28 protein-coding genes, 1 tRNA gene and 1 pseudogene are annotated in these 25,040 nt (G+C 71.5%); 20 read left to right on the forward strand and 10 right to left on the reverse strand.

Annotation, left to right across the window (positions count from 1 at the left end):
* The first annotated feature begins 108 nt into the window (after positions 1 to 108).
* From ACLJQE_RS21875 to ACLJQE_RS21895, 5 genes are all read left to right on the forward strand, one after another.
* Positions 109 to 759, forward strand: coding sequence for a vWA domain-containing protein (locus ACLJQE_RS21875; RefSeq protein ID WP_410641174.1), 651 nt, complete (start codon positions 109 to 111; stop codon positions 757 to 759).
* Entirely contained in the window at positions 746 to 1,609 is an 864-nt protein-coding gene (locus ACLJQE_RS21880; RefSeq protein ID WP_410641175.1) for a hypothetical protein, read from the forward strand. The genes ACLJQE_RS21875 and ACLJQE_RS21880 overlap by 14 nt, the downstream gene beginning before the upstream one ends.
* Before the next feature lie 63 nt (positions 1,610 to 1,672).
* Positions 1,673 to 3,691 carry a hypothetical protein gene (locus ACLJQE_RS21885; RefSeq protein ID WP_410641176.1) on the forward strand — a complete coding sequence of 673 codons (2,019 nt, stop codon included), beginning with the start codon at positions 1,673 to 1,675 and terminating at the stop codon, positions 3,689 to 3,691.
* A 104-nt stretch (positions 3,692 to 3,795) separates the two neighbouring features.
* Positions 3,796 to 4,170, forward strand: a complete 375-nt coding sequence (locus ACLJQE_RS21890; RefSeq protein WP_410641177.1) for a hypothetical protein — start codon at positions 3,796 to 3,798, stop codon at positions 4,168 to 4,170.
* Positions 4,167 to 5,036: a hypothetical protein gene (locus tag ACLJQE_RS21895; RefSeq protein WP_410641178.1), complete on the forward strand. Its 870-nt coding sequence runs from the start codon at positions 4,167 to 4,169 to the stop codon at positions 5,034 to 5,036. The genes ACLJQE_RS21890 and ACLJQE_RS21895 overlap by 4 nt, the downstream gene beginning before the upstream one ends.
* Positions 5,037 to 5,206: 170 nt before the next feature.
* Here ACLJQE_RS21895 and ACLJQE_RS21900 read toward each other — a convergent pair.
* Positions 5,207 to 5,279: transfer RNA gene (locus tag ACLJQE_RS21900), tRNA-Arg, on the reverse strand.
* Positions 5,280 to 5,551: 272 nt separating this feature from the next.
* On the opposite strand from ACLJQE_RS21900, the gene ACLJQE_RS21905 reads away from it, so the two are divergent.
* From ACLJQE_RS21905 to ACLJQE_RS21940, 8 genes are all read left to right on the forward strand, one after another.
* Positions 5,552 to 6,205, forward strand: a complete 654-nt coding sequence (locus ACLJQE_RS21905) for a response regulator (RefSeq protein WP_410641179.1) — start codon at positions 5,552 to 5,554, stop codon at positions 6,203 to 6,205.
* A 3-nt stretch (positions 6,206 to 6,208) separates the two neighbouring features.
* The gene (locus tag ACLJQE_RS21910; RefSeq protein WP_410641180.1) at positions 6,209 to 6,817 is read left to right on the forward strand and encodes a trimeric intracellular cation channel family protein; all 609 of its coding nucleotides are present in this window, start codon (positions 6,209 to 6,211) and stop codon (positions 6,815 to 6,817) included.
* Between the two features lie 66 nt (positions 6,818 to 6,883).
* Positions 6,884 to 7,576, forward strand: coding sequence for a response regulator transcription factor (locus ACLJQE_RS21915; protein ID WP_410641181.1), 693 nt, complete (start codon positions 6,884 to 6,886; stop codon positions 7,574 to 7,576).
* Complete coding sequence (locus ACLJQE_RS21920; protein ID WP_410641182.1) at positions 7,573 to 8,982, forward strand: sensor histidine kinase; 1,410 nt, start codon at positions 7,573 to 7,575, stop codon at positions 8,980 to 8,982. The genes ACLJQE_RS21915 and ACLJQE_RS21920 overlap by 4 nt, the downstream gene beginning before the upstream one ends.
* Positions 8,983 to 9,030: 48 nt before the next feature.
* On the forward strand, positions 9,031 to 9,459 hold the full coding sequence (locus tag ACLJQE_RS21925; protein ID WP_410641183.1) for a hypothetical protein: 429 nt from the start codon (positions 9,031 to 9,033) through the stop codon (positions 9,457 to 9,459).
* Positions 9,460 to 9,556: 97 nt separating this feature from the next.
* Positions 9,557 to 10,357: a DeoR/GlpR family DNA-binding transcription regulator gene (locus ACLJQE_RS21930; protein WP_410641184.1), complete on the forward strand. Its 801-nt coding sequence runs from the start codon at positions 9,557 to 9,559 to the stop codon at positions 10,355 to 10,357.
* Positions 10,354 to 11,436, forward strand: coding sequence for a galactose-1-phosphate uridylyltransferase (galT, locus tag ACLJQE_RS21935; protein WP_410641185.1), 1,083 nt, complete (start codon positions 10,354 to 10,356; stop codon positions 11,434 to 11,436). Before ACLJQE_RS21930 ends, galT begins: the two co-directional genes overlap by 4 nt.
* Before the next feature lie 72 nt (positions 11,437 to 11,508).
* Positions 11,509 to 12,921, forward strand: coding sequence for a trypsin-like peptidase domain-containing protein (locus ACLJQE_RS21940; protein WP_410641186.1), 1,413 nt, complete (start codon positions 11,509 to 11,511; stop codon positions 12,919 to 12,921).
* 132 nt (positions 12,922 to 13,053) lie between these two features.
* On the opposite strand, the gene ACLJQE_RS21945 is transcribed toward ACLJQE_RS21940, so the two are convergent.
* From ACLJQE_RS21945 to ACLJQE_RS21965, 5 genes are read right to left on the reverse strand one after another with little or no spacing between them, the layout of a single operon-like run.
* Entirely contained in the window at positions 13,054 to 13,620 is a 567-nt protein-coding gene (locus ACLJQE_RS21945) for a hypothetical protein (protein ID WP_410641187.1), read from the reverse strand.
* Positions 13,617 to 14,726 carry a molybdopterin-dependent oxidoreductase gene (locus tag ACLJQE_RS21950; protein WP_410641188.1) on the reverse strand — a complete coding sequence of 370 codons (1,110 nt, stop codon included), beginning with the start codon at positions 14,724 to 14,726 and terminating at the stop codon, positions 13,617 to 13,619. Before ACLJQE_RS21950 ends, ACLJQE_RS21945 begins: the two co-directional genes overlap by 4 nt.
* Positions 14,723 to 15,355 (reverse strand): methyltransferase domain-containing protein, encoded by a 633-nt coding sequence (locus ACLJQE_RS21955; protein ID WP_410641189.1) that lies wholly within the window; start codon positions 15,353 to 15,355, stop codon positions 14,723 to 14,725. Before ACLJQE_RS21955 ends, ACLJQE_RS21950 begins: the two co-directional genes overlap by 4 nt.
* Positions 15,355 to 16,038 carry a DUF2064 domain-containing protein gene (locus ACLJQE_RS21960; RefSeq protein WP_410641190.1) on the reverse strand — a complete coding sequence of 228 codons (684 nt, stop codon included), beginning with the start codon at positions 16,036 to 16,038 and terminating at the stop codon, positions 15,355 to 15,357. Before ACLJQE_RS21960 ends, ACLJQE_RS21955 begins: the two co-directional genes overlap by 1 nt.
* Entirely contained in the window at positions 16,035 to 16,679 is a 645-nt protein-coding gene (locus tag ACLJQE_RS21965; protein WP_410641514.1) for a glycosyltransferase family 2 protein, read from the reverse strand. Before ACLJQE_RS21965 ends, ACLJQE_RS21960 begins: the two co-directional genes overlap by 4 nt.
* 159 nt (positions 16,680 to 16,838) lie before the next feature.
* Here ACLJQE_RS21965 and ACLJQE_RS21970 point away from each other — a divergent pair, with 159 nt between their 5' ends.
* The 3 genes from ACLJQE_RS21970 to ACLJQE_RS21980 are packed head-to-tail and all read left to right on the forward strand — an operon-like array spanning position 16,839 to position 19,991.
* Positions 16,839 to 18,233, forward strand: coding sequence for a hypothetical protein (locus ACLJQE_RS21970; protein WP_410641191.1), 1,395 nt, complete (start codon positions 16,839 to 16,841; stop codon positions 18,231 to 18,233).
* Between the two features lie 10 nt (positions 18,234 to 18,243).
* Entirely contained in the window at positions 18,244 to 18,945 is a 702-nt protein-coding gene (locus ACLJQE_RS21975; RefSeq protein ID WP_410641192.1) for a response regulator transcription factor, read from the forward strand.
* Positions 18,942 to 19,991, forward strand: coding sequence for a sensor histidine kinase (locus ACLJQE_RS21980; protein ID WP_410641193.1), 1,050 nt, complete (start codon positions 18,942 to 18,944; stop codon positions 19,989 to 19,991). The genes ACLJQE_RS21975 and ACLJQE_RS21980 overlap by 4 nt, the downstream gene beginning before the upstream one ends.
* Positions 19,992 to 20,067: 76 nt before the next feature.
* Here the strand turns inward: ACLJQE_RS21980 and ACLJQE_RS21985 are convergent, their stop codons facing one another.
* Positions 20,068 to 21,126, reverse strand: coding sequence for an NAD-dependent epimerase/dehydratase family protein (locus ACLJQE_RS21985; protein ID WP_410641194.1), 1,059 nt, complete (start codon positions 21,124 to 21,126; stop codon positions 20,068 to 20,070).
* Positions 21,127 to 21,506: 380 nt separating this feature from the next.
* Between ACLJQE_RS21985 and ACLJQE_RS21990 the strand changes: the two genes are divergently transcribed.
* From ACLJQE_RS21990 to ACLJQE_RS22005, 4 genes and pseudogenes are all read left to right on the forward strand, one after another.
* A complete protein-coding gene (locus tag ACLJQE_RS21990; protein WP_013230045.1) occupies positions 21,507 to 22,007 on the forward strand; it encodes a molybdenum cofactor biosynthesis protein B in 501 nt (166 codons plus the stop codon).
* Positions 22,008 to 22,220: 213 nt separating this feature from the next.
* Positions 22,221 to 22,295, forward strand: a pseudogene (locus ACLJQE_RS21995) (molybdenum cofactor biosynthesis protein); the annotation flags it as partial.
* 144 nt (positions 22,296 to 22,439) lie between these two features.
* Positions 22,440 to 23,264 (forward strand): aldo/keto reductase, encoded by an 825-nt coding sequence (locus ACLJQE_RS22000; protein ID WP_410641195.1) that lies wholly within the window; start codon positions 22,440 to 22,442, stop codon positions 23,262 to 23,264.
* 43 nt (positions 23,265 to 23,307) lie between these two features.
* Positions 23,308 to 23,481, forward strand: coding sequence for a hypothetical protein (locus ACLJQE_RS22005; protein WP_410641196.1), 174 nt, complete (start codon positions 23,308 to 23,310; stop codon positions 23,479 to 23,481).
* 6 nt (positions 23,482 to 23,487) lie between these two features.
* Here ACLJQE_RS22005 and mscL read toward each other — a convergent pair whose 3' ends face one another.
* The 3 genes from mscL to ACLJQE_RS22020 form a co-directional block, all read right to left on the reverse strand.
* The gene (gene mscL, locus ACLJQE_RS22010; protein WP_410641197.1) at positions 23,488 to 23,904 is read right to left on the reverse strand and encodes a large-conductance mechanosensitive channel protein MscL; all 417 of its coding nucleotides are present in this window, start codon (positions 23,902 to 23,904) and stop codon (positions 23,488 to 23,490) included.
* Positions 23,905 to 23,960: 56 nt separating this feature from the next.
* Positions 23,961 to 24,578, reverse strand: coding sequence for an SAF domain-containing protein (locus tag ACLJQE_RS22015; protein ID WP_410641198.1), 618 nt, complete (start codon positions 24,576 to 24,578; stop codon positions 23,961 to 23,963).
* A gap of 130 nt (positions 24,579 to 24,708) precedes the next feature.
* On the reverse strand, positions 24,709 to 25,020 hold the full coding sequence (locus tag ACLJQE_RS22020) for an FmdB family zinc ribbon protein (protein WP_410641199.1): 312 nt from the start codon (positions 25,018 to 25,020) through the stop codon (positions 24,709 to 24,711).
* Positions 25,021 to 25,040: the final 20 nt, after the last annotated feature.

The following is a 25,040-nucleotide window of genomic DNA, read 5'->3' on the forward strand; positions in this document are numbered from 1 at the left end:
TCGCGCAATCGGCCGTCCGGGTTTCGGAAATCCGCATTTCTTCCACGTTCGGTGCACACGGCGTTGGCACACTCCCGCCGGTCGATCTGGGGTGAAGGAGAAACCGGTATGGGGTCCGACGTGTTGCCGTGTTACGTGGCCTGCGACGTCTCGCTGTCGATGACCGACCACATCGACGAGCTGAACACCGGGCTGCGCGAGTTCCGCGGCGCCGTCCACGCGGACGCGTCGCTCGCCGGCCGCGTGTTCTGCAGCGTGGTCGGCTTCGGCGAGAAGCCGCAGGTGGTCCAGTCGTTGCTGCCGATGGACGAACTGGCCGAGCTGCCGGAACCGGGCCCGTGCGCGGGCACGAACTTCGGCCCGCTGTTCACGTTCCTGCGCTTGGCGATCGACCGGGACGTGTCCGCGTTGAAGCGCCACCGCGTGGTCGTGCACCGCCCGCTGGTGTTCTTCCTGTCCGACGGCCAGCCGACGGACCCGGTGACCTGGCCGTCGGCGTTCGCTTCCCTGACGGACCCTTCGTGGCCGCGCTGTCCCCGCGTGGTGACGTTCGGCCTGGGCGACGCGGACCAGGACGCACTGGACCGCATCGGAACGTTCCGCACGTACCTGGGCCGCGACGGCGTCCGCATGGGAACGGCGTTGATCGCCTCGGTGATGCACGTTCTGTCCACTTCCCGTCCACCGGCCGACCGCACCCTCACCAAAAGGGGGTTGCCATGGAGACCCACTGAAGGAGAAGCCGGTGGACCACGCTGAGCTGGTGAGGGAGCTGAAGACGCTGCGCAAGGGCCGCGGCCTGCAGGCGAGCAGGCTCCCGGACCGGGTGGGCCCGGCGCTTCGTGCGGCGTGCGGGGTCGCGGAGCCGGACGGAATGGTGACGATCCGGGCCAAGGTGTCGGATCGCCTGGCCGAGCTGTCTTCGCAGTTGCCCGAGGACCTCCGCCTGGCGGCGCTGGCGGCCTTCGCGATCACGCCGGAGGCCCGCCAGCCGCTGTACCAGGACCGGGTGCGGTGGGCGGCTGCGCGCGTCGACCGCGACCCGCGCACGGTCCGCCGCCGCGTGGACGAGGCAATCGATTCGCTGGCGGAGCTGGCGTCGGCAGCTCCGGCTTCAGCCACGCCCGGCAAGTGGCACACGGCGGCGTTGACGGTAGCGGTGGTGCTCGAGGAGCCGTGCGTGTTCGAGCAGCACCGGGTGGTGGCGGACCAGGACGGCCTGCGGTCTTTCGACCTGGCTTTTCCTGCCGGCGAGGGCCTGGTGCTTTACGGCGGAACGCTCGCGGAGGGCGCGGTGAAGCTGCCGCCGCCGCTGTCCCTGTCTCGCGGCGAGTCGTGGGAGTTCGCGGCGGTGTTCACGGCCGAGCCGGCGGTGCACGTGGTGTACGTCCCGCGGCATCGGTGTGAGGTGTTCGACCTTCGCGTGAGGTTCGGGAAGGAGGGCCCTGCGGAGGTGCTTGCGCTGGAGGGCGCGTTCGAGAGGGACATCACGGACCCGGGGTATCGCGGACGGAGGCTGCAGGTTGATGCGGCGAGGGAGGTGCACCTGCAGTTCCGTCACCTGACGCCTGGGTTGGCGTACGGGGCCCGGTGGGTGGAGCGGCCGTAAACCCGAATGCGGACGATCCGGCTCCCTTCACTACCTTGCCAGTAGGCGAGCAGGAGGGACCGGGTGCGTACCTACTACGACCGTGACGACCACGAAGGCTACGAAGCAGGGCAGGACCTGCTGGTTCGGCGCTTCACCGGCTGGGCTGATGCGCAGGGCCGCGAGGTCGACCCGTATGCCGTGGTGTCGGCACTCCAGTTCCGGCACACGTCCGTCGACGGGCGGCTGACCTGGTGGACCACCGCGCAGGTCCGGGAGTTCCTGCTGTCTTACGTGCCGCGCACCCTGTCGGCCACCGCCGACGAGGCTGTCCTCGTGCCCGAAACACTGCGGATGTTCCTCCGGTACCTCCACCAGAACGGGCTGGCCGACCCCATGGGCGAGCCACTGGCGGACCTCGAGGCCGCGGTCGCGAAGGCGACGCCCGAGTTTCCGGCCGCGATGGCCGACGAACGCAATTTCGGCATCGCCAAGTTCTGGGTGATGACCGCTGCCCGGAACGGGGTCGACCTCTCGGACCACGACGCGTTGAACGCGTTCCTCGCGGAGGTGCGCGAGGGGAAGCACAGTTACGACGCCGAACTCGTCGCCGAAATCGCCGCCCGGCACGTCGTCGAGCAGACCGAGCGGGCTTTCTCCCAGCCGCCGGTGTCGCTGCCGGCCGACTCGGAACTCGCGGACGCCGCCGAAGCCTCGCCCATCGTGGCCCAGCTGCGGAAGCTCGTCGACTGGGTGGGTGACGGCCGGGCATTGACCAGCACTGGCAACCTGAAACTCGCCGACGCCCGCGAACTGGTGTCGTTGCTCGACACCGGTGACACGCTCGACCGGGACCTCGGTGACAAGGTCGAGAGCGTCCGCAGCAGCGCCGATCTGCCCCACCTCGCCATCGTGTTCGAACTCGCCAAGCGCACCCGGATCGTTCGGGTGGTCAAGGGCAAGCTGGTGCGCGTGGCGAAGGCGGCGCCGCTGCTGAAGAACGCTCTTGCCTTGTGGACTGCCGCGTTCGACGCGCTCCCCGGGCCGGGCCTGCTGGTCAAGGAGACCGGCTGGGCGCCCAGCTACGTGCTGTTGCTCGACCAGAACCTCGACATCGTGCTGCCGGACGTGCTCAACACGATCTACGGGATGCCGGAGCCGATTCCCGTCGTCCGGCTCGCCGAGAGCGCGTGGCTGGCCTGTGCCGGATACGCCGGCTTCGATCTCGGACCGTCGACGGAGCCGATCTGGCGCGAAGGGCTCGCGAGCGAGTTCCGCCGGTTGCTCGCCAAGCTGGCCGAATTCGGCGCGGTCGAGCTGACCGTGGGGCCGCCCGACCCGATGTACACCACCGATCTGGTGCCGGAGAACTCCGAGCTTCCGCCGGACGTGCAGGGCCGGCTGCGGAGCGCGCTCGACGCCCCGTCGGTCGACCTGGTCACCCTCACGCCCCTGGGTGCCCGGGCGGTCCGGGTGCGGCTGCTGCGGGAGGGCCGGGTCGCGCCTCTGGTGGGTGATCTCGCCGACGCCGCCCCAGCCCCCATGCTGACCACGCTCGTGAACCACTACAACTCGGAGACGGCCGCGGCGGAGATCTCCGGCTGGCTGGCGGCGCATGGTGGCCGGGAGGCCGGCCTTCCCCTTCTGCTGGACGCCATCCGCGAAAGCCCGTTCCGCACGCTGGCGTCGGACATGCTCGAGGTTCTCGTCAGTTCCCTGCCGGACGGCGATCTCCTGATCCGCGACCTGCGCACCGACCCGGCCCTCGGCCCGATCGCAACCCGCGTGCTGATCGACCGCGGCGAACTGGACCTCGGCGAAGTCGACGACCGGGAGCGCCTGCTTGGCATGACCGAGCAGTTCCTTCTCCTGTTGGAGACGGCCGGGCCGGAAGCAGCGCTGGAAATGCTGAGTGCACCGGCTGGCGCCGAGCTTGCGGATCTGCAGCAAGCGGTCCTGCATTCGGGGCATCCGGACCAGGTGGGGCTCGCGGAGCTGGCGGAGGTGTTCGAGCAGTTCGCGCCGAGCCGCAAGGTACATCCGCTGGGCGGTCTCGCCCGCTCCCGGAGCGTCAAGGGAAAGGGAAAGAAGCGCCGCCGTTGAGCCGGGGACGGCGACGCCGGTCGTCAACCCCCGCAACTTCAATGCCAACAGTAGTTCACGTGCGACCGGCGGGCCCGAGTGAAGGGTGACTACTCTGCCATCTCGTGATTCGACATTTGCCGAAGTCTTCGAAGCGGCTGGTCGGCCGGTGGCGGCTGGTGGCGATGAGCGGCTGGGACCGCGAAGACATCGACCTGGACGAGCCTGGATTCATCGAGTTCGCCGCCGACGGAACCGGACAGATCAGGTTCATCGCCGTCACCGGCGGGCTGGACTGCCGCGCGACCGAACGTGACGGCTCGCCCGGCGTCGAGTTCACCTGGGAAGGCGTCGACGAAGGCGATCAAGTCAGCGGACGCGGCTGGGCCGTCCTCGTCGACGACGACACGATCGAGGGACACCTGTTCTTCCACCTGGGAGACGATTCGAGTTTCCGGGCGAGGCCGTCCACCGGCGCTGACGAACTGGATGAGGCGTGAGCGAATACCAGTACTACGAGTTCCTGGCGATCGACCGGCCGCTGGACGATGGCGAGCGAGCCGAAGTCCGGTCCTTGTCCACCCGGGCGAGGATCAGCGCCACCAGCTTCGTGAACGAATACGACTGGGGCGAGTTCAAGGGTGACCCGCGCCGTCTGATGGAGCGTTACTACGACGCGCACCTGTACGTCGCCAACTGGGGCAGCCAGCGCGTGATGTTCCGCCTGCCGTGTGACCTGCTCGATCCGGATGTCGTCGAGGACTACTGCGTCGGCGACGGAGCGAGCGCCTGGGTAGCAGACGATTTCCTCGTGCTCGACTTCACGAGCGAAGACGATGCCGGCGAGTTCGACTACGACGCCGAGAGCCTGTTGTCGGCGATCATCGGAGTCCGCGCCGAGCTCGCCGCCGGCGACCTCCGGCCGCTCTACCTCGCCTGGCTGGCGGCTTACGGCGCCTGGGAACGCGACGAGGACATTTTCGGCCGCGAAGCCGACGCCGAGGTCGAACCACCGGTCCCGCCCGGCTTGGACACGCTCACGGCCGCGCAGCGAGCGTTCGCCGACTTTCTCCGCCTCGACGACGACCTCCTCGCCATCGCGGCCGAGGCTTCTCCGCCGCTCGAGGAGGCTGTCGGCGATCCCGATGACCTCGCCAGTTGGATGACCCGCCTGTCGGCCGCCGAGAAAGACCGGTTCCTCGTCCGGGTCGCGCTGGGGGAGGGCACGAGGGTGCGGATGGAACTGCTGCACCGCTACCGCGACGACACCGCTCCGGCCCTCTCCCGGCCGGCCCGCCGGACCGTGGCGGATCTGCTCGACGCCGCGGCACGCCGGCGGGCGTCGCCTGCCCCGCGAGCGCGCTGAAGACGAGACACGCCGGGAACTGCGGGCATGGGCGACCGTGCGTGAGGCGTCCGGGCGTTTTCACCCGACCAAGGTCGAACCTGCTGTGCCGAGGACTCACGATGAGGTTTGGCCACTACGATCGTTCGGCGTAGGGCATTCGTGACGGAGTATATGAGCACGAACAATTGTGCCCCCGGCAGGATTCGAACCTGCGACACCCGCTTTAGGAGAGCGGTGCTCTATCCCCTGAGCTACGAGGGCCTGCTGCTGCCGGGTCAGCTTAACCTGCCGAGGCTCGTCGCAGCAGCAGGGGCACGGATGGCGTAGCCCGACTCTCGTCGTCACCCAGGTGAGTGGTTCTTACCCGCAGCCGACACCCCCAGTACACCCAGGCGGACCGTCCACCGTGGCTGACCTGGACGGACCAGCGTGTCACCTGGTCGTGTCTGGTTTCGAACTGCTGAACAACAGTAGGTAACCTTCGTTAACGGGACGCGGGGAGCCGCTCCCACCGGCTGTTGCGGAGGGCTTCGTTGATCAAGCTCATGTTCGCCGACGACGAGGAACTGGTGCGCTCGGGGTTGCGCGCGATGATGTCCGGGGCCCAGGACATCGAGATCGTGGGCGAGGCGAGCGATGGCAGATCCGCCGTGGAGGTTGCGCGGCGCTACCACCCCGACGTTGCCCTGCTCGACATCAAGATGCGGGCTCCCGATGACGGTATCCGGGCGCTCCGGGCCATCCTCGCCCTCCCCGATCCGCCCACCGTGGCCATGCTGACCACCTTTGACATCGACGAATACGTCAGCCTCGCGCTGCGGCTCGGGGCCAACGGGTTCCTCCTCAAGGACATCGATCCCGCGGCGCTGCTCAGGGCGGTGAGGGACCTGGCAAGGGGTGGTGCGGTCCTGGACCCGGGTGTCGCCGCGCGGATGGTTCAGTCGCACCGGGACGAACAACGTGCTGCTCAGCCCGCCCGGAAGCTGCTCGCCTCGCTGTCCGACCGGGAACGGGAGGTCGTTGCGCTGATCGGTCAGGGGCTGTCCAATGCCGAGATCGGCGGGCGGCTGCACCTCTCCGAGGCCACCGTCAAGGGGTACGTCTCCGCCGTGCTGTCCAAGATCGGTGCGGCGAACCGGGTGCAGGCCGCGCTGCTGGCCTACCGCGGTGGGCTGCTCGACCAGTAGAACATGCTGCTCACGGCGCTGGAGTTCGTCGGGCTCGTCGCCTTCGCCGCGTCCGGGGCGCTCGCCGCGGTGCGGGCGCGGCTCGATGTCTTCGGTGTTGTCGTGGTGGGGCTCACCACCGCTGTCGGCGGTGGTGTCATCCGGGATGTCCTGCTCGGCATCCACCCGCCCACGACGCTGCGGAACTGGCCCTACCTCGCCGTCTGCGCCGGGACCGCACTGGCCGTCTTCGTCTTCCACCCGCAGGTCGCGCGGCTGCGGCGGGGCGTTCTCCTCGCGGACGCGCTCGGGCTCGGCGTCTTCGCCACCGCCGGGACGACCATCGCGCTCAACGCCGGCGCCACCGTCTACGCCGCGTGTCTGATCGGGATGACGACCGGCATCGGCGGCGGGGCCGTGCGCGATCTGCTGCTCCGGGAAATCCCGCTCGTCCTGCGGAAGGAGATCTACGCCGTGGCCGCGCTGGCCGGCTCGGTGCTCGTGGCCGTTGGTCACGCTGTGCAACTTCCGGAAGGGCCGGTGACCGTCGTCGCGGCCGCTGTCGTGGTCAGCGTGCGGATGGTCGCGCTGTGGCGGCGCTGGAACGCGCCGGTCGCGCGCGCTCCGGAGTGACAAATCCTTTGTGAGTTCTCCGTGTGTTCTTAGGCGGGTCTCAGCACGCTGCGTAAAACTGACGCCATGCGCATCCTTGTGGTGGACGACGACCGCGCCGTCCGTGAGTCGCTCCGGCGGTCCCTGGAGTTCAACGGCTACCAGGTCCAGCTGGCCAGCGACGGTGCGCAAGCGCTCGAAGCCATCATCGCCGACCGGCCGGACGCGATGGTCCTGGACGTCATGATGCCCCGGCTCGACGGCCTGGAGGTCGCCCGCCGCCTGCGCAGCACCGGCGACGACCTGCCGATCCTCGTGCTCACCGCGCGAGACACCGTCTCCGACCGGGTGTCCGGGCTGGACGCCGGCGCCGACGACTACCTGCCGAAGCCCTTCGCGCTCGAGGAGCTGCTCGCCCGGCTGCGGGCACTGCTGCGCCGCGCCGTCCCGGAAGGGCCGAGCGGCCAGGCCTCGGAGGCCCTGTCCTTCGCGGACCTGACCCTCGACCCCGGCACGCGGGAAGTCCGCCGCGGCGACCGCGAGATCAGCCTGACCAGGACTGAATTCGCCCTGCTGGAACTGTTCCTTTCCTACCCGAAGCACGTCCTCACGCGGGGCCGGATCCTGGAGGAAGTATGGGGTTACGACTTCCCGACGTCGGGCAACGCGCTGGAGGTCTACGTCGGCTATCTGCGCCGCAAGACCGAAGCCGAGGGGGAGCCGAGGCTGATCCACACGGTGCGGGGAGTGGGGTACGTCCTGAGGGAAACGCCGCCGTGACCGAACCGGGCGACCCCCGCGGTACGCGCTGGGGAGCTCGCCGGTTCTCGCTGCGCGGCCGGGTGACGCTGCTCGCCGCCGCCTGCGTCGCCGGCGCCGTCGCGCTGGTTTCGATCGGCGCGTACATGGTCGTGCGCAGCAACCTCTACCAGCAGCTCGACAACAGCCTGCTGGCGCGCGCGCAGGCGGCGGCCAAGTCGCCGCAGGTGCAGACCGAGCTGCGGCAGGTCCCCGGCGCCTTCCTGGCCAGCGCCGACCTGCAGATCGGGCAGCTCGACGCGGCGCCCGACGTCCAGCACGCCGTGATGACCTACCCGCTGTCGAGCTCGCCCCCGCCGTTCGGGCCGGACGAGCTGGCCGTCGCGAACGGCGAATCGGCCGAGTCGCTGCGGACGGACTTCCGCACGGACAGCCGCGTGGTCGCCCTGCGGGCCGGAAACGGCGAGGCCATCGTGCTGGCCCAGTCGATGGGCCCGACCAAGCGCACGCTGAACGAGCTCGCGCTGGTGCTCTTCCTGATCGGCGGCGCCGGCATCCTGGTCGCCGCCGCGGCGGGCACCGCGGTCGCGCGAGCCGGCCTGCGCCCGGTCGACCGGCTGACGTCGGCCGCCGAACGCGTCGCCAAGACCGGCGACCTGCGGCCCATCCCGGTCAGCGGCGACGACGAACTCGCGCGTCTCACCCAGACGTTCAACACCATGCTCGGCACGGTCGCGGACTCGCAGGAACGCCAGCGCCAGCTGGTCGCGGACGCCGGGCACGAACTCCGGACGCCGTTGACCTCGCTGCGCACCAACCTCGAGCTGCTGCTCGCCGCGAGCAAACCGGGCGCGCCGCCGCTGCCGGACGAAGACCGGATCGACATCGTCGCGGACATCAGCGGCCAGCTCGACGAGCTGACGCAGCTCATCGGCGACCTGGTCGAGCTCGCCCGCCAGGACGAGCCGCGCGAGCGCTTCGAGCGCGTCGAACTGCTGGAAGTCGTCGAGCGGGCGCTGGACCGGGCGCGGCGGCGAGCGGGCGAAATCAACTTCGACGTCTCGCTGCAGCCGTGGGTGCTCACCGGCGACAACAGCGCGCTCGAGCGTGCGGTGCTGAACCTGCTCGACAACGCGGTGAAGTTCTCGCCACCCGATGCGACCGTGTGGGTGCGGCTGTACCCGCTCGGCGACGGCACCGCCGTGGTCGAGGTCGCGGACGCCGGCCCGGGCATCGCCCAAGAGGACCTGCCCAAGGTGTTCGACCGCTTCTACCGCTCGTCGGAGGCGCGGACGCTGCCCGGCTCGGGTCTCGGGCTGGCGATCGTGAAGCACGCGGCCGAGCGGCACGGCGGGGCGGTGTACGCCTCCCAGGCGCCCGAGGGCGGCGCGTTGATGACGATCCGGCTGCCGGGGGCGCCCGGCTGATCCGGTCGTTTCCGGGACATCCGCGCCGGTGTCGGCCAGGATCGGTACGTGTCGGGTGGCGAACTGATCCGCCGGTGCCTGGTCGCCGCGGCCGGCGTGGTGCTGGCGGCACTGGTCCCGCAGGTGGTGCCGTGGCGTCTGTGCGACGGCCCCGCCTGCCTGATCGTCGGCATCATCGCGGTGCCGGCCCTGGTGTTCGGCGTCGCGCTGCTCGCGTGGGCGATCATGGCGGTGGGACGCATCCGGCCGGCCTGGCCCGTCGCCCTGGGCGGGCCGCTGGTCTTCTTCGCGCTGGTGTCCACGGTGGCCGACCTGCCGAACACGGTGGTGTTCTTCGTCGTGGCCGCCGCTTCCTACGCGTACGCCGCCCTCGTCACCGCGGACGCGCTGCCGCGAGCGTGGCAGGTTGCGCTGGCGGCACCGGTGGTGGTCCTGTTCGTCTGGGGCGTGGTGCCCCGCCTGCTGCCCGCGTCGTGACCTGGGTGTTTCGAAGTTCACCCTCCTCCGCGCGGCAGATTCCATGTTGAATCGTGTAGGATTTTGTGTGGTTGAGCTGCGACGGACGGAGTGAAAGGTGCTGGCGCGTCAGCGACAGGCGGTGATCCTGGAAGAGGCACGCCGGACCGGCGCGGTCCGCGTGAGTGACCTCGTGACCAGGCTGGGCGTGTCCGACATGACCGTGCGCCGCGACCTCGACGTCCTCGCCGGGCGCGGGCTCGTCGAAAAGGTGTACGGCGGTGCCACTTCGGTCGTCGGCAAGAGCACCGACGAGCCCGGCTTCGAAGCCAAGTCCGTGCGTCAGCGGGCGCAGAAGGAAGCCATCGCCGAGCTCGCCGCGACGCTGGTCCGGCCCGGCACCGCGATCGGCCTCTCTGCCGGCACCACCACGTGGACGCTGGCGCGGGCGCTCGACGCCATCCCCGGGCTCACCATCGTCACCAACTCGATCCAGGTCGCCGACGTGCTTCGCGCGTCGACGCAGCCGGACCGCACCGTCGTGCTCACCGGCGGGGTGCGGACACCGTCGGACGCGCTGGTCGGGCCGGTCGCCGTGCACAGCCTGCGGTCGCTGCACCTGGACGCCGTCTTCCTCGGCGTGCACGGGATGGCCGAGGGGCCGGGGTTCACGACGCCGAACCTCACCGAGAGCGAGACCGACCGCGCGCTGGTCGAGGCCGGGCGCAAGCTCGTCGTGCTCGCCGACCACACGAAGTGGGGCACCGTCGGGATCTCGACGATCGCCGACCTCGACGAGGCCGACGTCGTCGTCACCGATGACGGAATTCCCGGCGAGGTCAAGGAAATACTCGCCGAACGAGCAGGAGAACTCATGATCGCCGAAACGGCGGAGACGGTCGAGGCCGAAGAAGCGTGAAACGAACCGTACGACACCTGGCCGACGGCCGGGAGATCATCTACTTCGACCAGCCCGGCGCGCCCGACCGCGTTGCCGAGGACACCCGTGACCTGCCGCCGGTTTCGGCCGCATCGGAGATCCGGCTGGACCCGCTGACCGGTGAATGGGTCGCGATGGCCGCGCACCGGCAGACGCGGACCTACAAGCCGCCGGCGGACCTCTGCCCGCTGTGCCCGAGCAAGCCCGGCAAGCCGAGCGAGATCCCCGAAGGCGACTACGACGTCGTCGTCTTCGAGAACCGGTTCCCGTCCTTCGCCGAGGACGTCGTCGGCGAGCCGTCCTCTGTGGATGGTCTCGGCCTGGTGCCGGTGCGGCCTGGGCGCGGCCGCTGCGAAGTCGTCTGCTTCACCAGCGACCACGACGGCGCCTTCGCCAGCCTGAGCCCGAAGCAGGTGCGGGCCGTGGTGGACGCGTGGGCGGACCGCACGGCCGCGCTGTCCGCGGTGCCGGGGGTCGAGCAGGTCTTCCCGTTCGAGAACCGCGGCGAGGAAATCGGCGTCACGCTGTCGCACCCGCACGGGCAGATCTACGGCTACCCGTTCGTCACCCCGAAGACCGAGCGGATGCTCGACGTCGCTCGCGCGTACCAGGCCGAACACGGCCGCCCGGTGCTCGGCGACGTGCTCGCGGCGGAAGTCAAGTCCGGCGCGCGCGTGGTGACCTCCGGCGAGCACTGGACGGCGTACGTGCCGCCGGCGGCACGCTGGCCGGTCCAGGTCCAGATCGTGCCGCACCGGCAGGTCCCGGACATCCCCGCGCTGACCGACGCCGAGCGCGACGACTTCGCCGACGTCTACCTCGACGTGCTGCGCCGCTGCGACGCGCTGTACGACCGGCCGCTGCCGTACATCGCGGCGTGGCACCAGGCGCCGGTCCACCGCGACCGCGAGCTCGGCTGGCTCCACCTGGAAGTGTTCTCCGTGCTGCGCGCGAAGGACAAGCTGAAGTACCTGGCGGGGTCCGAATCGGGCATGGCGGTGTGGATCAACGACGCGACGCCGGAGCAGATCGCGGAACGGCTCCGCGCGGCGGGCTGAGGCGGCCATACTCATCTCCGATGCACAGGTTCGGCTCAGGAACCTCTCAGGACCATCGCGCAAGGTGAGGACATGACCGAGAACGACCCCAACGCGCACAACCCCGCGGCGCCGCGGCACCCCGAGACCGGCCAGCAGCCGGCCCAGGGCGGTTGGGCGGGAAACCCGTACGGTGAACAGGCCCAGCCCGAGTCCGGCGGTGCGCCGCAGTACTCCGAGCCGTCGTACCACGCGGTGACCGGGGCCGATCCGGCGTACGGCGGGCAGACCGCGAACCCCTGGTCCGCCCCGGGTGCGCAGCTGCCGTCCGGCCAGACCCAGCAGAGCGTCTACCCGCCGGCGAACCCGTACGGGCAGCCGGGCACGTCCGGCTACCCCGTGGCCGCGCCGGAGCCCAAGCGGTCCGGCGGGAAGCTCCTCGCCGGCGTCGCGCTGGTCGCGCTGCTGGTCGGCGGCGTCGCGGGCGGGACGGTCGGGTACTTCACCGGCGGGTCGTCCGGCCCGGCCGGCAACGCGCTCGACGCGCCGAAGCCGGCCCAGCAGACGGGCAACGCGCCCGCCGGTTCGGTCGAGGCCGTCGCGCAGAAGCTGTCGCCGAGCGTGGTCGAGCTGCAGGTCAGCGGCCAGCAGGGCGCCGGCGAAGGCTCCGGGTTCGTGATCAGCACCGACGGCTACATCCTGACGAACAACCACGTCGTCGAGGTCGGCGCGAACGGCGGGCAGATCCAGGCGGTGTTCCAGGACGGCAAGAAGGCCGCCGCCAAGGTCGTCGGCCGCGACCCGACGACCGACATCGCGGTCGTCAAGGTCAACGGCGTCGGCAACCTGACCCCGGTGGAGCTCGGCCGGTCCGACGACCTGCGCGTGGGCCAGTCGGTGGTCGCCATCGGTTCGCCGTTCGAGCTGGCCGGCACGGTCACCTCGGGCATCGTCAGCTCGCTGCACCGGCCGGTGCGTGCGGGCGGCAGCAGCGGCGACCAGACCACCGTGATGGACGCGGTCCAGACCGACGCGGCGATCAACCCGGGCAACTCGGGTGGCCCGCTGGCGAACATGGCAGGCCAGGTCATCGGCATCAACTCCGCGATCTACAGCCCCCAGTCGGCAAGCGGTGGCCAGGGCGGCGGCTCCGAAGGCGGCAACGTCGGCATCGGCTTCGCCATCCCGATCGACCAGGCCCGCCGCACCGCGGACACGATCATCAAGACCGGCCAGGCGGTGCAGACCTACATCGGCGCGGAGGTCAAGGACGCCCCGCAGGGCGGCGCCGAGCTCGGTACCATCAAGCCAGGCAGCCCGGCGGAGAAGGCCGGCCTGAAGTCGGGCGACGTCGTCACCAAGATCGACGATCGCCCGATCGACTCGGCCGACACGCTGGTCGCGGCGGTCCGCACCCGGGCTCCGGACGAGAAGGCGACGTTCACGCTCGCCGACAGCCGCACGGTCGAGGTGACGTTCGGCGGCCAGCCCGTCCAGCCCAACTGATTTCAGACGCTCGGCCGCCTGGTGCGGCCGAGACCAACTTCGGCTCGACCCCCGTCTTCGGGGCCGGACCCACAAGGCCACGCGCGACCAGGCACTCGATGCCGGTCGCGCGTGGCCGCATTTGTGCCCGGGTCAGGGGCCGGGACGGTCGGCCGGGATGCCTGGCGGGTCGGCTGGCGTGCCTCGGGGGTCGGTTGGCGTGCCTGGAGGGTCGGCTGGCGTGCCGGGACGGGTATCTCGCGTGATTGGAGGGACATCACGTGTGATTGGAGGGGCGTCACTCGTGATTGGGGGGTCGACACGGGGGCGGAGGGCGGTCAGGGCCACGGCCAGCCAGACCGTGGCCAAGGTGAGGGCCAGTGCGGGGACCGGGTTGGTGTCGTGGAGGCCGGGCATCGGCGGGGTTCCGTACGGGCGCCAGAGCAGCGGGACCGCCAGGGTGGCCAGCGTGGCGGTGGTGACCGTGCCCGCGATGACGGGGGTTCGCCAGCGGGGTGGGAGGAGCCGGGCCACGGCGAAGCCGAGCAGGGCCGTCAGCGGGGCGATGACCGCGTCGTTGACGATCGGCCCGCCGATGATCCAGCCCACCGTCCCGAAGACGTCGGGACGCAACGGCAGCGCGTACTCGGCGAACAGCACCACACCCCACGCCAGTGCCGCGAGTCCTGGCAGCGCGAGGAGTGTGCGGGCGGTCCTCACAGCGCCTCCAGCTCCGTGACCCACTTCGTCTGCAGCACGCCGGGACGGTTCGGGGCGATGATCCGGCAGGGGAAGCCGTGGTCGAAGGCGAGGACCTCGCCGTTCAGCTCCAGGGCCAGCAGCGTCAGCTCGTCGGCCGTGTGTTCGCCGGGGAGCACACTGGCGCCGTAGAGCCCAGCGCGTTCCGAAGAGGACACCCGGACCGCCGTGCCCGGTGCTTCGCCGACGGCTTTCAGCAGCGTGGGCAGGGAGATTCCGCGCCAGGTGGCCGACTGGCTCCAGCCCTCCACGCACGCGATCGGGAGCTCCGCCGCCGTCTGCGGCAGGGCGCGCAGCTCGTCGAGCGAGAACTTCGTCGTGCCGCGCGCGGTCACCACCGAGAGCCGCCAGGCCGGCGACCACGTGACACCCGCGGCCGCCGCCGTGCGGTTCACCGGGAGCCGCTGGGTGCCGTTGCCGGTCTTCCAGGAAAGGGCGGAGACACCGCGCAGGAACGGGACCGTCACGCCCGCGGTGGCTACCACCGCGACACCTGTCGCCAGCCCGGTGGTCACCAGGAAACCCCGCCGCGACAGCCCTTCCGCGGGTGACTCCTCGACCGAGGCTCGGCTCAGGGCGCGGCGGATGACCGGCAGCTTCACCGCGACGTGCACCAGGATCGAGCCGATCGCCAGCCACGCGACCGCGTAGTGCACCTGCGGGAAGTAGAAGCCCCAGGGGTAGTTCTGCGCGACGTTCAGCAGCCCGGTCGACAGCTCGAAGAACGCCGCACCGGACAGCACCAGGATCGACAGCCGCTCCAGGGCGTGCGGGAGCGAGCGGACGAGCGGCCGGCCGAACAGTTTCGGGTAGACGCTCCACAGTTTCGCCAGCAGTAGCGGGATAGACGCCACCCCCGAGATCACGTGCAGCCCCTGCGTGACGCGGTAGAACCCGACCGGGCGGCTGGGCCAGGAGAACCACGCCGGCGGGTGCTGGATCAGATGGCTGAGCAACCCGGTTGCGAAGCACGTCGTGAACGTGATCGCGAGGGCCAGGCCGACCTTCGACGTCACGCGCTCGTGGTGCGCCGCCGCCTTGAACTGTCCTTCCGCGGGGAGTTTCACGATCGCTCCAATCGGGCGAACCAGCGGTGGCCGTGCCGGGTGGTCCAGTCGACGCGCAACCCGGCACGCGCGGCGACCTCGGCGATCGCATCGACCCCGACCCAGGCCCAGGTGAACCAGGCGCCGTCGGCGTGGCCGGGCCGGAGCCGGACGCGCTCGTGCCGCAGGCCGCGGCCGGGCGGCTCCAGCTCGACGAGGACGTCGCCGTCGGGGGCGATCAGCCGCGCCGTGCGCCGCAGCAGCGCGGCCGGATCGCCGCCGATGCCGATGTTGCCGTCCGCGAGCAGGGCGTGCCGCCACCGCCCTTCGCCGGGCAGACGGTGGAAGATGTTGCGCTGCAACGCACTCGCGCCGCGACGCCGGGTCAGCCCGACGGCGGTGCGCGAGCTGTCCACGCCCAGCGCGACGACCCCGCGCCCGGCCAGCGCCGCGGTGAGCCTCCCGGGCCCGCACCCGAGGTCGACAGTCGGGCCGGCGCACGCGTCGAGCAGGACGTCGTCGCCCTCGGACGGTTCCGCCCACCGTTCCACCGCCAGCTCGATCCGTTCGCCGTTCGCCAGTTCGAGCCAGCACCGGTGGCCGAGCAGGCCGTGGTCGAACTCGTTGCCGGTGGTCGCCGGGGCCGTCATCACGCGACCGCCCGTCCGCCGACCGCGGCGACGGCGCGGGCGAACCGGCCGTCCGGGCACGCCGCCGCCACCGCACGAGCGTCCGCCATGGTGTCCACATCGGACAGACATGCGGCCGTTCGTGGCCGGAGCCCACTCGCAGTGAGGGCCCGCAGCGTGCGCTCACCGGTGTCGTCGCGGGACATCGGCACATCCACGAGGACCTGCGCGTGCCGCGGGTCGGCGAGCCCCAGCGCCCACCAGCCGCCGTCCGCGGCCGGGCCGAGCACTGAGTCGTGCCCGCTGTCCAGGATCGGTGCGGCGGCCGCGGCGAGGGCTTCCGGCGTGATCTGCGGGGTGTCCATGCCGATCTGGAGGATCGGCAGGCCGGCGTGCACCGCGGCGGCGTCCGCGTGGGCGTTCGCCAGCCGGGCCCCGAAGTCCCAGCCCCGCTGCGGGATCGTCGTGACGCGGCGCAGCGCCATGCCGATTTCGACGGGCCGGGTGGCCGAGCCGAGGTCGCCGGTCATCGCGACGACGGGCGCGGCGCCGGGCACGGCGCAGACGGCGTCGAGCGTGTCGAGCAGCGCGGCCGCGGCGATCTGGGCGGCCTGGGCCGGTGTTGCCGGCGGGCAGAGCCGGGTCTTGGCGAGTCCCGGCACCGGCGCCTTGGCCACGACCAGCAGGATGAACCGGGCCGTCATCGCGCCAGCACCCGCCCGAAGTCGCGGACCGCGCGCAGCGTGCCCCGGACCGAGCCGGACACCTTCGACTTCGTCCCCTTGGCACGTTCGCCGTAGCGGACGTCGAACTCGCGGACCCGCCACCCGCGCCGCTGGGCCCTGATCAGCAGTTCCAGCGGGTAGCCGAACGCCCGATCGGTGACGCCGAGGCCGAGCAGGGCTCGCCGGTCCGCCGCGCGCAGGGGCGCGATGTCGCGCACCGGCAGCCCACGGCTGCGCAACAGCAGCGCCAGCACGACGTTGCCGGCTCGCGCGTGCCACGGCCACACCCCGGGCCCTGTCGACACCCGGCGTCCGACGGCCAGGTCGGCACCGTTCTCGACCGCGGTCACCAGCCGTGGCAGGTCGGCGAGGTCCAGGGACCCGTCCGCGTCGGCGAAGCAGACGATGTCGGCGGTGGCGGCTTCGAGGCCCGTGTGCACGGCCGCGCCGTAGCCGCGGCGCGGTTCGTGGACGACCTTCGCGCCGAGCGAGGCCGCCACGTCCGGCGAGCCGTCGGACGAACCGTTGTCGACCACGATCGCGCGGTAGCCCGGCGGCAGCCCGGCCAGCACGCCGGGCAGCGCGGCCGCTTCGTCGAGGCAGGGGAGGACGACATCCACTTCCAAGTCAGTCACGGCGCCGACCGTAAGTCCGGCTCGAGTGTCGTAGAACCCTTGCGCCGCTTACCGAATCATGACGTCCGGTGAGTTCTTACCGCGTCGTTACGGCTCCCGTGCCGAGGGCGCGGATCGCCCGCCGCGGACCTACGGTGGGCGACGATGAGCGAGCCGAAACCGGCAGCCCGGCTCGCCGAGCCGCCTGCCTGCGAACCCGAAGCCCCGCCCTCCGGCCGCCGCGCCGACCTCCTGGCCGTCGCCGCGGCGGTGGTGCTCGTCGCCGCGGCCACCGCGGTCGGCATGTACTACAACCGGCCGGGCTCCGGCGTGGTCATCTTCGTGTCCGCGCCGCCGTTGTTCGCCGACTGGCTGCCGCACGTCGGCCCGGGTTCGGTGTTCGCCGTGCTCGTCGCGGTCGCGGTGGTGCTCCACGGCCCGGCGCTGGCCGCCCGCCTGCCGTGGCGCCGGGCGCTCGCCGCCGGCTACCTGGCCTCGCTCGCCTGGATCTTCTCGCTGGCGATGGTCGACGGCTGGTCCCGCGGGTTCGCCGGGCACCTCACCATTCCGCAGGAGTACCTCCACGAGGTCCCGGGGATCACCGACATCCCGCGGATGCTGCGCGAGTTCTCCTCCCGCATCCTCGACTTCCAGCCGCAGTCCTGGACGACACACGTGTCCGGCCACCCGCCGGGCGCGACGCTCGTCTTCGTCTGGCTGGACCGCCTCGGCCTGCACGGCGGCGCGTGGGCGGCCACGGCCGTGGTGCTGGTCGGCGGCTTGGTGGCGGTGGCCGTGCCGGCCACGGTCGCCCTGCTCGGCCGGCCCGACGCGGCCCGTGCGGTGCTGCCGTTCGCCGTCCTCACCCCCGGCGCGGTGTGGATCGGCGTCTCGGCGGACGGCCTGTTCGCCGGGGTCACGGCGACCGGGCTCGCTATGCTCGCGCTGTCCGCGACGGGTTTCGCCCATGGCCGCCGGTACGCCGTTCCCGCAGGACTGGCCGCCGGGGTACTGCTCGGCTTCGCGATCTTCCTGTCGTACGGCCTGGTGCTGCTCGGCGTGCTCGCGGTGGCCGCCGCCGTCCTCGGCCGGCAGTGGCGGGCGGCGGCGTTGGCGATCGTCACGGCACTGGCCGTCGTCGGCGTCTTCGCCTGGGCGGGTTTCTGGTGGCTCGACGGCTACCACCTGGTCGCCGAGCGCTACTACCAGGGCGTCGCGCTGGTCCGGCCCTACTCGTACTGGGTGTGGGCCGATCTCGCCGCGGTCGTCGTCGCCCTGGGTCCCGCGGTCGTGGCCGCCGTCCGGCGAGGGTTCGGGTCCCCGCGCCGGGCGCTGCTCACCGATCCGGTGCTCCTGCTCGGCCTTGCGGCACTGGGCGCGATCCTCTTCGCCGACGTCTCGGGCCTGTCGAAAGCCGAGACCGAACGGATCTGGCTACCGTTCGGGGTGTGGTTGCTGCCGCTGACGGCGCTGCTGCCGCGGCCCGGCCGCCGGTGGTGGCTCGCCGCGCAGGCGGCGACGGCGCTGGTGGTCAACCACCTGCTGCTGACGGGCTGGTGAGGGAGACGTGATGAGCGATCAAGCCGGACGGGTGCTCGTGGTCGACGACGACGAGACGGTCCGCGACGTCGTCCGCCGCTACCTCGAGGTGGCCGGGTTCACCGTCGACCTGGCCGGCGACGGCGCCGACGGTCTGGCGAAGTTCGCCACCCACGAGCCCGATCTGGTCGTGCTCGACGTCATGATGCCGGGGATCAACGGCCTGGAGGTGTGCCGGCGGCTGCGTCAGGTCAGCCAGGTGCCGATCGTCATGCTGACCGCCCTCGGCGAGGAGGAGAACCGCATCGCCGGGCTCCAGCTCGGCGCCGACGACTACGTGACGAAACCCTTCAGTCCCAAGGAACTCGCCCTCCGCGTCGTCTCGGTGCTGCGCCGCGCGCGGATGCCCCGCCCGGAGCCGGCCGCCGCGGAGCTCGTGGACGGCGACCTGCGCCTGCAGATGAAAGCGCGCACCGCGACCCGCGGCGGCCGCGAACTGCCCCTCACCACCCGGGAGTTTGATCTGCTGGCGTTCTTCCTCGCCCACCCCGGTGTCGCCTACTCGCGCGCGGACCTGCTCGAGAAGGTGTGGAGCTGGGACTTCGGCGACCAGTCCACAGTGACCGTCCACGTGCGACGGTTGCGGGAGAAGATCGAGCGCGACCCGGCCAAGCCGACCCGGGTGGCGACCGTGTGGGGCGTCGGCTACCGCTACGACCGGGAGCAGCCGTGATCGGCTCGGGCGAGTCCTTGCCGGAGATGCTGACGCACCTCTGGCACATCCTGCCGTTCGCGCTGCTGTTCTCGCTGCCGGTCGCGGCGCTGGGCGGCGTGGCGTTGTACGTCCTTCGCCGCGGTTCGCTGACCACCACGCTCTCGGTGCTGGTGCTGATCCCGGTGCTCTCCACGCTGGTCGGCGTCCTGGGCATCAGCGGGTTCATGTTCACCCCGGCCCTGACCACGATGCTGCTGGTCTGCCTGCTCGTCGCGCTGGTCACCGTGCCCGCGGCGATCATCCTCGGCCGGGCCATCGCGCGGCGGAGCGTGTGGGAACGCGAGGCACGCGAGCGGGAACGCGCGGCCGAGGCGTCGCGGCGTGAACTCGTCGCCTGGATCAGCCACGACCTGCGCAGCCCGCTGGCCGGGATCCAGGCGATGGCCGAAGCGCTGGCCGACGGCGTGGTGTCCCAGCGCCACGAGGTCGCCGACTACGCCCAGCGGATCAGCGGCGAGACCCGGCGGCTGTCCGCGATGGTCGGCGACCTGTTCGAGCTCTCGCGGATCACCGCCGGGGCCCTGGAGCTCACGATGTCCGCGGTGCCGCTGCGGGACGTGGTGAGCGACGCGGTCGCCGCCCAGGCCCCCGTGGCCGAGCGGAAGCGGGTGCGGGTGCTGGCCAGCGCGTCGACCTGGCCGGTGGTGACCGGCAGCGATCCGGAACTGGCCCGGATCGTGCGGAACCTGGTGTCCAACGCGATCCGGCACACCCCGCCGGACGGGACGGTCGCGGTGCAGATCGGCGTCGACGGCGACGAGGCCCTCCTCGCCGTCGACGACTCCTGCGGCGGCATTCCGGACGACGAGCTCAACCGGGTGTTCGACGTCGCTTTCCGCGGGACGCAGGCGCGAACGCCCGAGCGCGGCGGGACGACCAGCGGCGGCGGGCTCGGCCTGGCCATCGCCAAGGGGCTGGTCGAGGCGCACCGGGGGCGGATCGGGGTGCACAACCACGGGCCGGGGTGCCGGTTCGAGGTGCGCCTGCCGCTCGCGCTGTCTTAGGCAGCGCCGGGTGGTTGGTTCCGCTCCGGCGGGGTCTCCGATGGTCACGGCGGGCGAGGTCGGTCCACGGGCCCCGTCAGGGGGAGACCGGTTCCCGGAGCTCCGCCGTGGCGAAGTCGGCGATGCCCTCCGCGAAGCCGATCTCCGCGGTGAAGCCGAGCTGCTCGCGGGCGCGGGCGGGGTCGGCCACCACGTGGCGGACGTCGGCCGGGCGGGCGCCGCCGACCACCTTCGGTGCCGGGCCGCCGCAGGCCCGTGCCAGTTCCTCCGCCAGGTCGCCCACTGTGTGCGGGGTGCCGGAGCAGATGTTCACCGGGGTGAGGTCGCCCGGGCCGGCTGTCCGGAGGGCCAGGACGTTCGCCCTGGCCACGTCGTGGACGTGGACGAAGTCGCGCTGCTGGCAGCCGTCTTCCAGGACTTTGGGGGCCTCGCCGCGTGCCAGCGCCGAGCGGAAGAGGGACGCCACTCCCGCGTACGGCGTGTTCTGGGGCATCCGTGGGCCGTAGACGTTGTGGTAGCGCATCGCCCACACGGTGCCGCCCGTCTGGCGTGCCCAGGCGCCGGCCAGGTGCTCCTGGGCCAGCTTCGTCGCCGCGTACGTGCTGCGGGGGTTCAGTGGCGCGTCTTCGGGAACCAGCTGCCAGCTCAGCTGCGCCTCGCACGCCGGGCAACGTGGGTCGAAGCGGCCGGCGTCCACATCGGACCGGCGGCGCGGAGATGGTGCCACCACGCCGTGGTCCGCGCACGCGTAGCGGCCTTCGCCGTAGACGACCATCGACGAGGCGAGGACCAGCTTCCGCACGCCGGCCGCGTGCATTCCCGCCAGCAGCACCGCCGTGCCGTAGTCGTTGTGCAGGGCGTACGACGGGGCGTCCGACGGATCGATCCCGTGGCCCACCACCGCCGCCTGGTGGCAGACCGCGTCGACGCCGTCCAGCAGCTCCGCGACGATCTCGGCGTCCGTGACGTCGCCGCGCAGGAACCGGTGCCTGCCGGTGTACGGCGGCGGCGTGCGGGAGCCGTGGGCCGTGGGGAGGAGGTTGTCCAGCACCACGACCTCGTCACCGCCGTCGGCCAGGAGGTCGGCGATGTGGGACCCGATGAACCCGGCTCCGCCGGTGACCAGTACGCGCACACCGGCCACGCTAGGGGCCTTCGCCCGGGTCCGCTGGAACCTGCGGTGTCACGTCACGGAATCGTCAGAACTCCGATTCTTCGCCCGTGCCGACTCCGCTGCCACCGGCGAGCCCGTCGAAGCCGGCAGGCGCGGCTCGCTGACGGCACCGCCCAACTGGCCGGGGTCAAGAAGCTTGCTGGCGGTGCCGCAGAGTTCGTAGGCGGAGTTGGCCGGTTGTCGGCCGGGTTGACTTGGGGCTGGCGCGAGACCGTGTGGTTGCTTGCGCTCGCCCGCCGGGATTGCTGATGGCGCCGATCAGGTCGACGACGACGAACAGGTCGCCGCCGTACGCGGCACCTTGCGGCGGGCGGGCGGCGAAACCGGCTACGGTGGGCGACATGGAACGGAGTGCACAACGGCTGGGCCGGGCCCTCGTGGTCATCGTGGACGATCGCGTGGCGCACGGCGAGCACGAGGACACCACTGGGCCGCTGGTCACGGAGCTGCTCGAAGAAGCGGGCTTCATCGTCGACGGTGTCGTGGTCGTCGAGGCCGAGACCGCGGGTATCCGCAACGCGCTCAACACGGCCGTGATCGGCGGCGCCGACCTGGTGATCACCGTCGGCGGCACCGGCGTGCTGCCGCGTGACCGGACTCCCGACGCCACCGCCGGTGTGCTCGACCGGCCCATCCCGGGCATCAGCGAGGCCATCCGCGCGTCGGGGCTGGCCGCCGGCGCGGTCGACGCCGGGATCTCGCGCGGGCTCGCCGGGGTGTCCGGCAGCACGCTCGTGGTCAACCTCGCCGGGTCGCGGTCCGCGGTCCGTGACGGGATGGCGACGCTGACCTCGCTCGTTCCGCACGTGATCGACGAGCTCTCGGGTCTCGAAGAGGTGTGATGCCCGGCGAGGGCCGGGGGTGACGGATAGCGCTGCTCCCAGCCTGAGGTGCTCGGTGGGCCGTGGGGTGGCTCAGTGACGACCTCGCGGCCGGTCGAGCTCGATGTGGACCGCTTGAGCTGCTCGGGGGGTATCGACCTGACGCACGGGCCGGACGCGGGATTCTCGGTCGGCGATGACCGGATCCGCGGATGGCGGGACGAGGTGCGGACCGCGGTTCGCGACGGGATGGCGACGCTGAGCTCGCTGGTGCCGCACGTGATCGACGAGCTCTCAGGATCGGCCTGAGGTGTGCTCGGGTGGCAGGAACGAAATGGCCGGGCCGGAGCTGGGCGAGGTCGCGGGCCGGGTCGGCCTCGATGTCGACCAGTTGGGTTGTGGGCACTTGAGCTGCTTGGGGGCATCGACGTGACGCACGGGCCTCGAAGAGATGTGACCCCCGATTTCCGCATCGGTGGCAGGCTGAGCGTCCGCCGGCTCGGTTTCGGGGCGATGCACCTGCCGACCGAAGCCGGGACCGCCCGGGCCGGCGCGATCGCCGTCGCCCGGCGGGCCGTCGAGCTGGGTGTCACGCTCATCGACACCGCGCACCTCTACGGCGGCGGAGCCAACGAGGAACTGCTCGCCGAGGCGCTGCACCCCTATCCCGACGAGCTGCTGATCACCACCAAGGTCGGCGTCGCGCGAACCGGGCTCGGCGGCGAGTGGCGGCTCGACGCCCGGCCCGAAATCCTGCGCGACCAGGTCGACCAGGCCCTGCGCCGGCTCCGCGTGGAGCGGATCGAGCTGCTGCAACTGCACCGCATCGACCCGGAAACGCCGTTGGCCGAGCAGCTCGGCACGCTCGGCGAGCTGCAGTCCGCCGGGAAGATCGGCCTGCTCGGGCTGTCCGAAGTGACTGTCGGCGAACTCGCTCGGGCGCGTGAACTCGTCGAGGTCGTCAGCGTCCAGAACCGGTACAGCGTCCTCGACCGTGAGCACGAGCCGGTCCTGCGGGCCTGTGCCGCGGCGGGAATCGCCTTCCTGCCTTGGCGGCCGGTGGCACCGGCCGCGGCAGGCGGCGCGGAGATCGCCGCTGTCGCGGGCGAGGTGGGTGCCACCTCCGCCCAGGTCGCCCTCGCGTGGCTGCTGGCCCGATCACCGGTGGTCCTGCCGATTCCGGGTACCGGCCGGATCACGCACCTGGAGGAGAACGTCGCCGCCGCGGGGCTCGAGCTGACCGCTGAGCACCTGCGCCGCCTCGATGCGCTCGGTTAGCTCTCTGGAGTTGTCAAACACCGCGTCGTGGGAGACTGAGGGCATGTCCGGCGAGAAACGCGATCCCAAAACCGGCAGCGAGCAGCGCCGCCGGGTCGACGAGATCTTCGGGGACGTCCTGCCCGAGACGACCTCCGACGAGCGTGATCCCGAGCGGCGCACCGGTCTCCCGGACGACTGGTACCGGGAGAACCGGCCACCGCACCACGACCGCTGACCGGGGTCAGTCGCGGTCGTTGCCGCGCTGGGACTGCTGGGCACGCAGCAGGTCGCGGATCTCGATCAGCAGCTCCACGTCCGTCGGCTCCGACGGGCCCGGCTCCTGGCCGCGCTTGCGGCGCTCCTGCAGCTTCTTGACCGGCATCACGATCACGAAGTAGACCACCGCCGCGACCAGCACGAAGTTGATCGCCGCGTTGATCACGCCGCCGAAGTCCAGGAACGTCGAGGGGTTGCTGGGGAAGATCTTGAAGCCCAGGCCCTGCGCGGCGTCCGTGCCGCCGATGGTGTTGATCAGCGGCTTGATCAGGCCGGTGGTGAACGCCGTGACGATCGTCGTGAACGCCGAGCCGATGACCACCGCCACCGCGAGGTCGACGACGTTGCCGCGCATCAGGAAGTCCTTGAAACCTTTGAGCACTCTGCTCTCCTCACGAACCGGGATGGGGACGCCCGCGCCCATCTCGGCGGGCGGGGCTAGCGGAGAGTAACCGTTACCGGACGCTCCAGTGAAATCGCCGCCACCCTCGTCGCGGACGCTTCCGGCAGCCGGAGCAGCACCAGTGGCCCCTTGCGCGTCGACGGCTCCGGGTGCCCGACGGTCACGACCGTCGCCCCGCCGGCGAGCACGGACGCGGGCGCTGCCGGATCCGGCGCCGCGACGACGTCGACGCGTTGCCCGGGCCGCAGCAATTCGGCGACGGCCACGTCGGCCAGCCGGACCGGCACGGTCGCCGTGCCGGGCTCGGCCGAGGTCGGGACCGTGGCCAGCCGGACGTCGGTCAGCGGTTCACCGGCCCGGACGGCGCCCGCCAGCAGGCGTCCGTCGACGGCGTCGAAGGAGCTCAGCACGCCCATCGGACGTGCTTCGTCGGGGAGGTCGGCCAGCCTGACGTCGGCAGCGTGCAGCGTCGCGCCGGAAGGGAGGTCGTGTGCCGCGAGGACGGTCGGTGCGCCTCGCGCGGAACCGGGGTGGACGAGCGACAGCCCGCCCAGCACGAGCAGGCCGGCGGCGAGCCAGCGGCGGATGAGCCGCGTCCGCCGGCTCTGCAGCCGGGTCAGGTGAAGTGCGCGGAGCTTCGGCAGGACGTCCACGGGGCCCCCTCGGCCGGATCGGGTGCGGCGGTGTGCCGCACGAGATCGACGTTAGGGAAGCCGGACGGGCCGCCGGAAGGGCCTCGTCCGGCATCTGTGGACAACCGGGGTGTTGTGGATAAGTCGCGGGTCAGGACGCCGCGGCAGCCGTCTTCGTCGTGGTCGAAGAGGAGGATGCCGAGCTCGTGTCCGACTTCGACTCCGACTTCGACTCCGTCTTGGTCTCGGTCTTCGCCGGGGCGGGCGCGGTGCTCGACTTGCTCGAGTCGCGCGAATCCGTGCGGTAGAACCCGCTCCCCTTGAACACGACGCCGACCGAGCTGAAGACCTTGCGCAGCGCCCCGGAGCACTGCGGGCAGACGGTCAGGCTGGGGTCCGAGAACGACTGCACGGCTTCGAACCGGTGGTCGCATTCTTTGCAGGCGTACTGGTACGTAGGCACTGACGGCTCCTTTGCTGGCA

It is taken from the genome of Amycolatopsis sp. lyj-346, from assembly GCF_046548975.1.
GTDB lineage: Bacteria > Actinomycetota > Actinomycetes > Mycobacteriales > Pseudonocardiaceae > Amycolatopsis.

Excerpts from the sequence above, each read along its gene's own strand:
- ACLJQE_RS21875 (WP_410641174.1), top strand. The coding sequence starts at position 109 with ATGGGGTCCGACGTGTTGCCGTGTTACGTGGCCTGCGACGTCTCGCTG.
- ACLJQE_RS21910 (WP_410641180.1), top strand. The coding sequence starts at position 6,209 with ATGCTGCTCACGGCGCTGGAGTTCGTCGGGCTCGTCGCCTTCGCCGCG.
- ACLJQE_RS21915 (WP_410641181.1), top strand. The coding sequence starts at position 6,884 with ATGCGCATCCTTGTGGTGGACGACGACCGCGCCGTCCGTGAGTCGCTC.
- ACLJQE_RS21940 (WP_410641186.1), top strand. The coding sequence starts at position 11,509 with ATGACCGAGAACGACCCCAACGCGCACAACCCCGCGGCGCCGCGGCAC.
- ACLJQE_RS21955 (WP_410641189.1), bottom strand. The coding sequence starts at position 15,355 with ATGACGGCCCCGGCGACCACCGGCAACGAGTTCGACCACGGCCTGCTC.
- ACLJQE_RS21960 (WP_410641190.1), bottom strand. The coding sequence starts at position 16,038 with ATGACGGCCCGGTTCATCCTGCTGGTCGTGGCCAAGGCGCCGGTGCCG.
- ACLJQE_RS21970 (WP_410641191.1), top strand. The coding sequence starts at position 16,839 with ATGAGCGAGCCGAAACCGGCAGCCCGGCTCGCCGAGCCGCCTGCCTGC.
- ACLJQE_RS21975 (WP_410641192.1), top strand. The coding sequence starts at position 18,244 with ATGAGCGATCAAGCCGGACGGGTGCTCGTGGTCGACGACGACGAGACG.
- ACLJQE_RS21990 (WP_013230045.1), top strand. The coding sequence starts at position 21,507 with ATGGAACGGAGTGCACAACGGCTGGGCCGGGCCCTCGTGGTCATCGTG.
- ACLJQE_RS22005 (WP_410641196.1), top strand. The coding sequence starts at position 23,308 with ATGTCCGGCGAGAAACGCGATCCCAAAACCGGCAGCGAGCAGCGCCGC.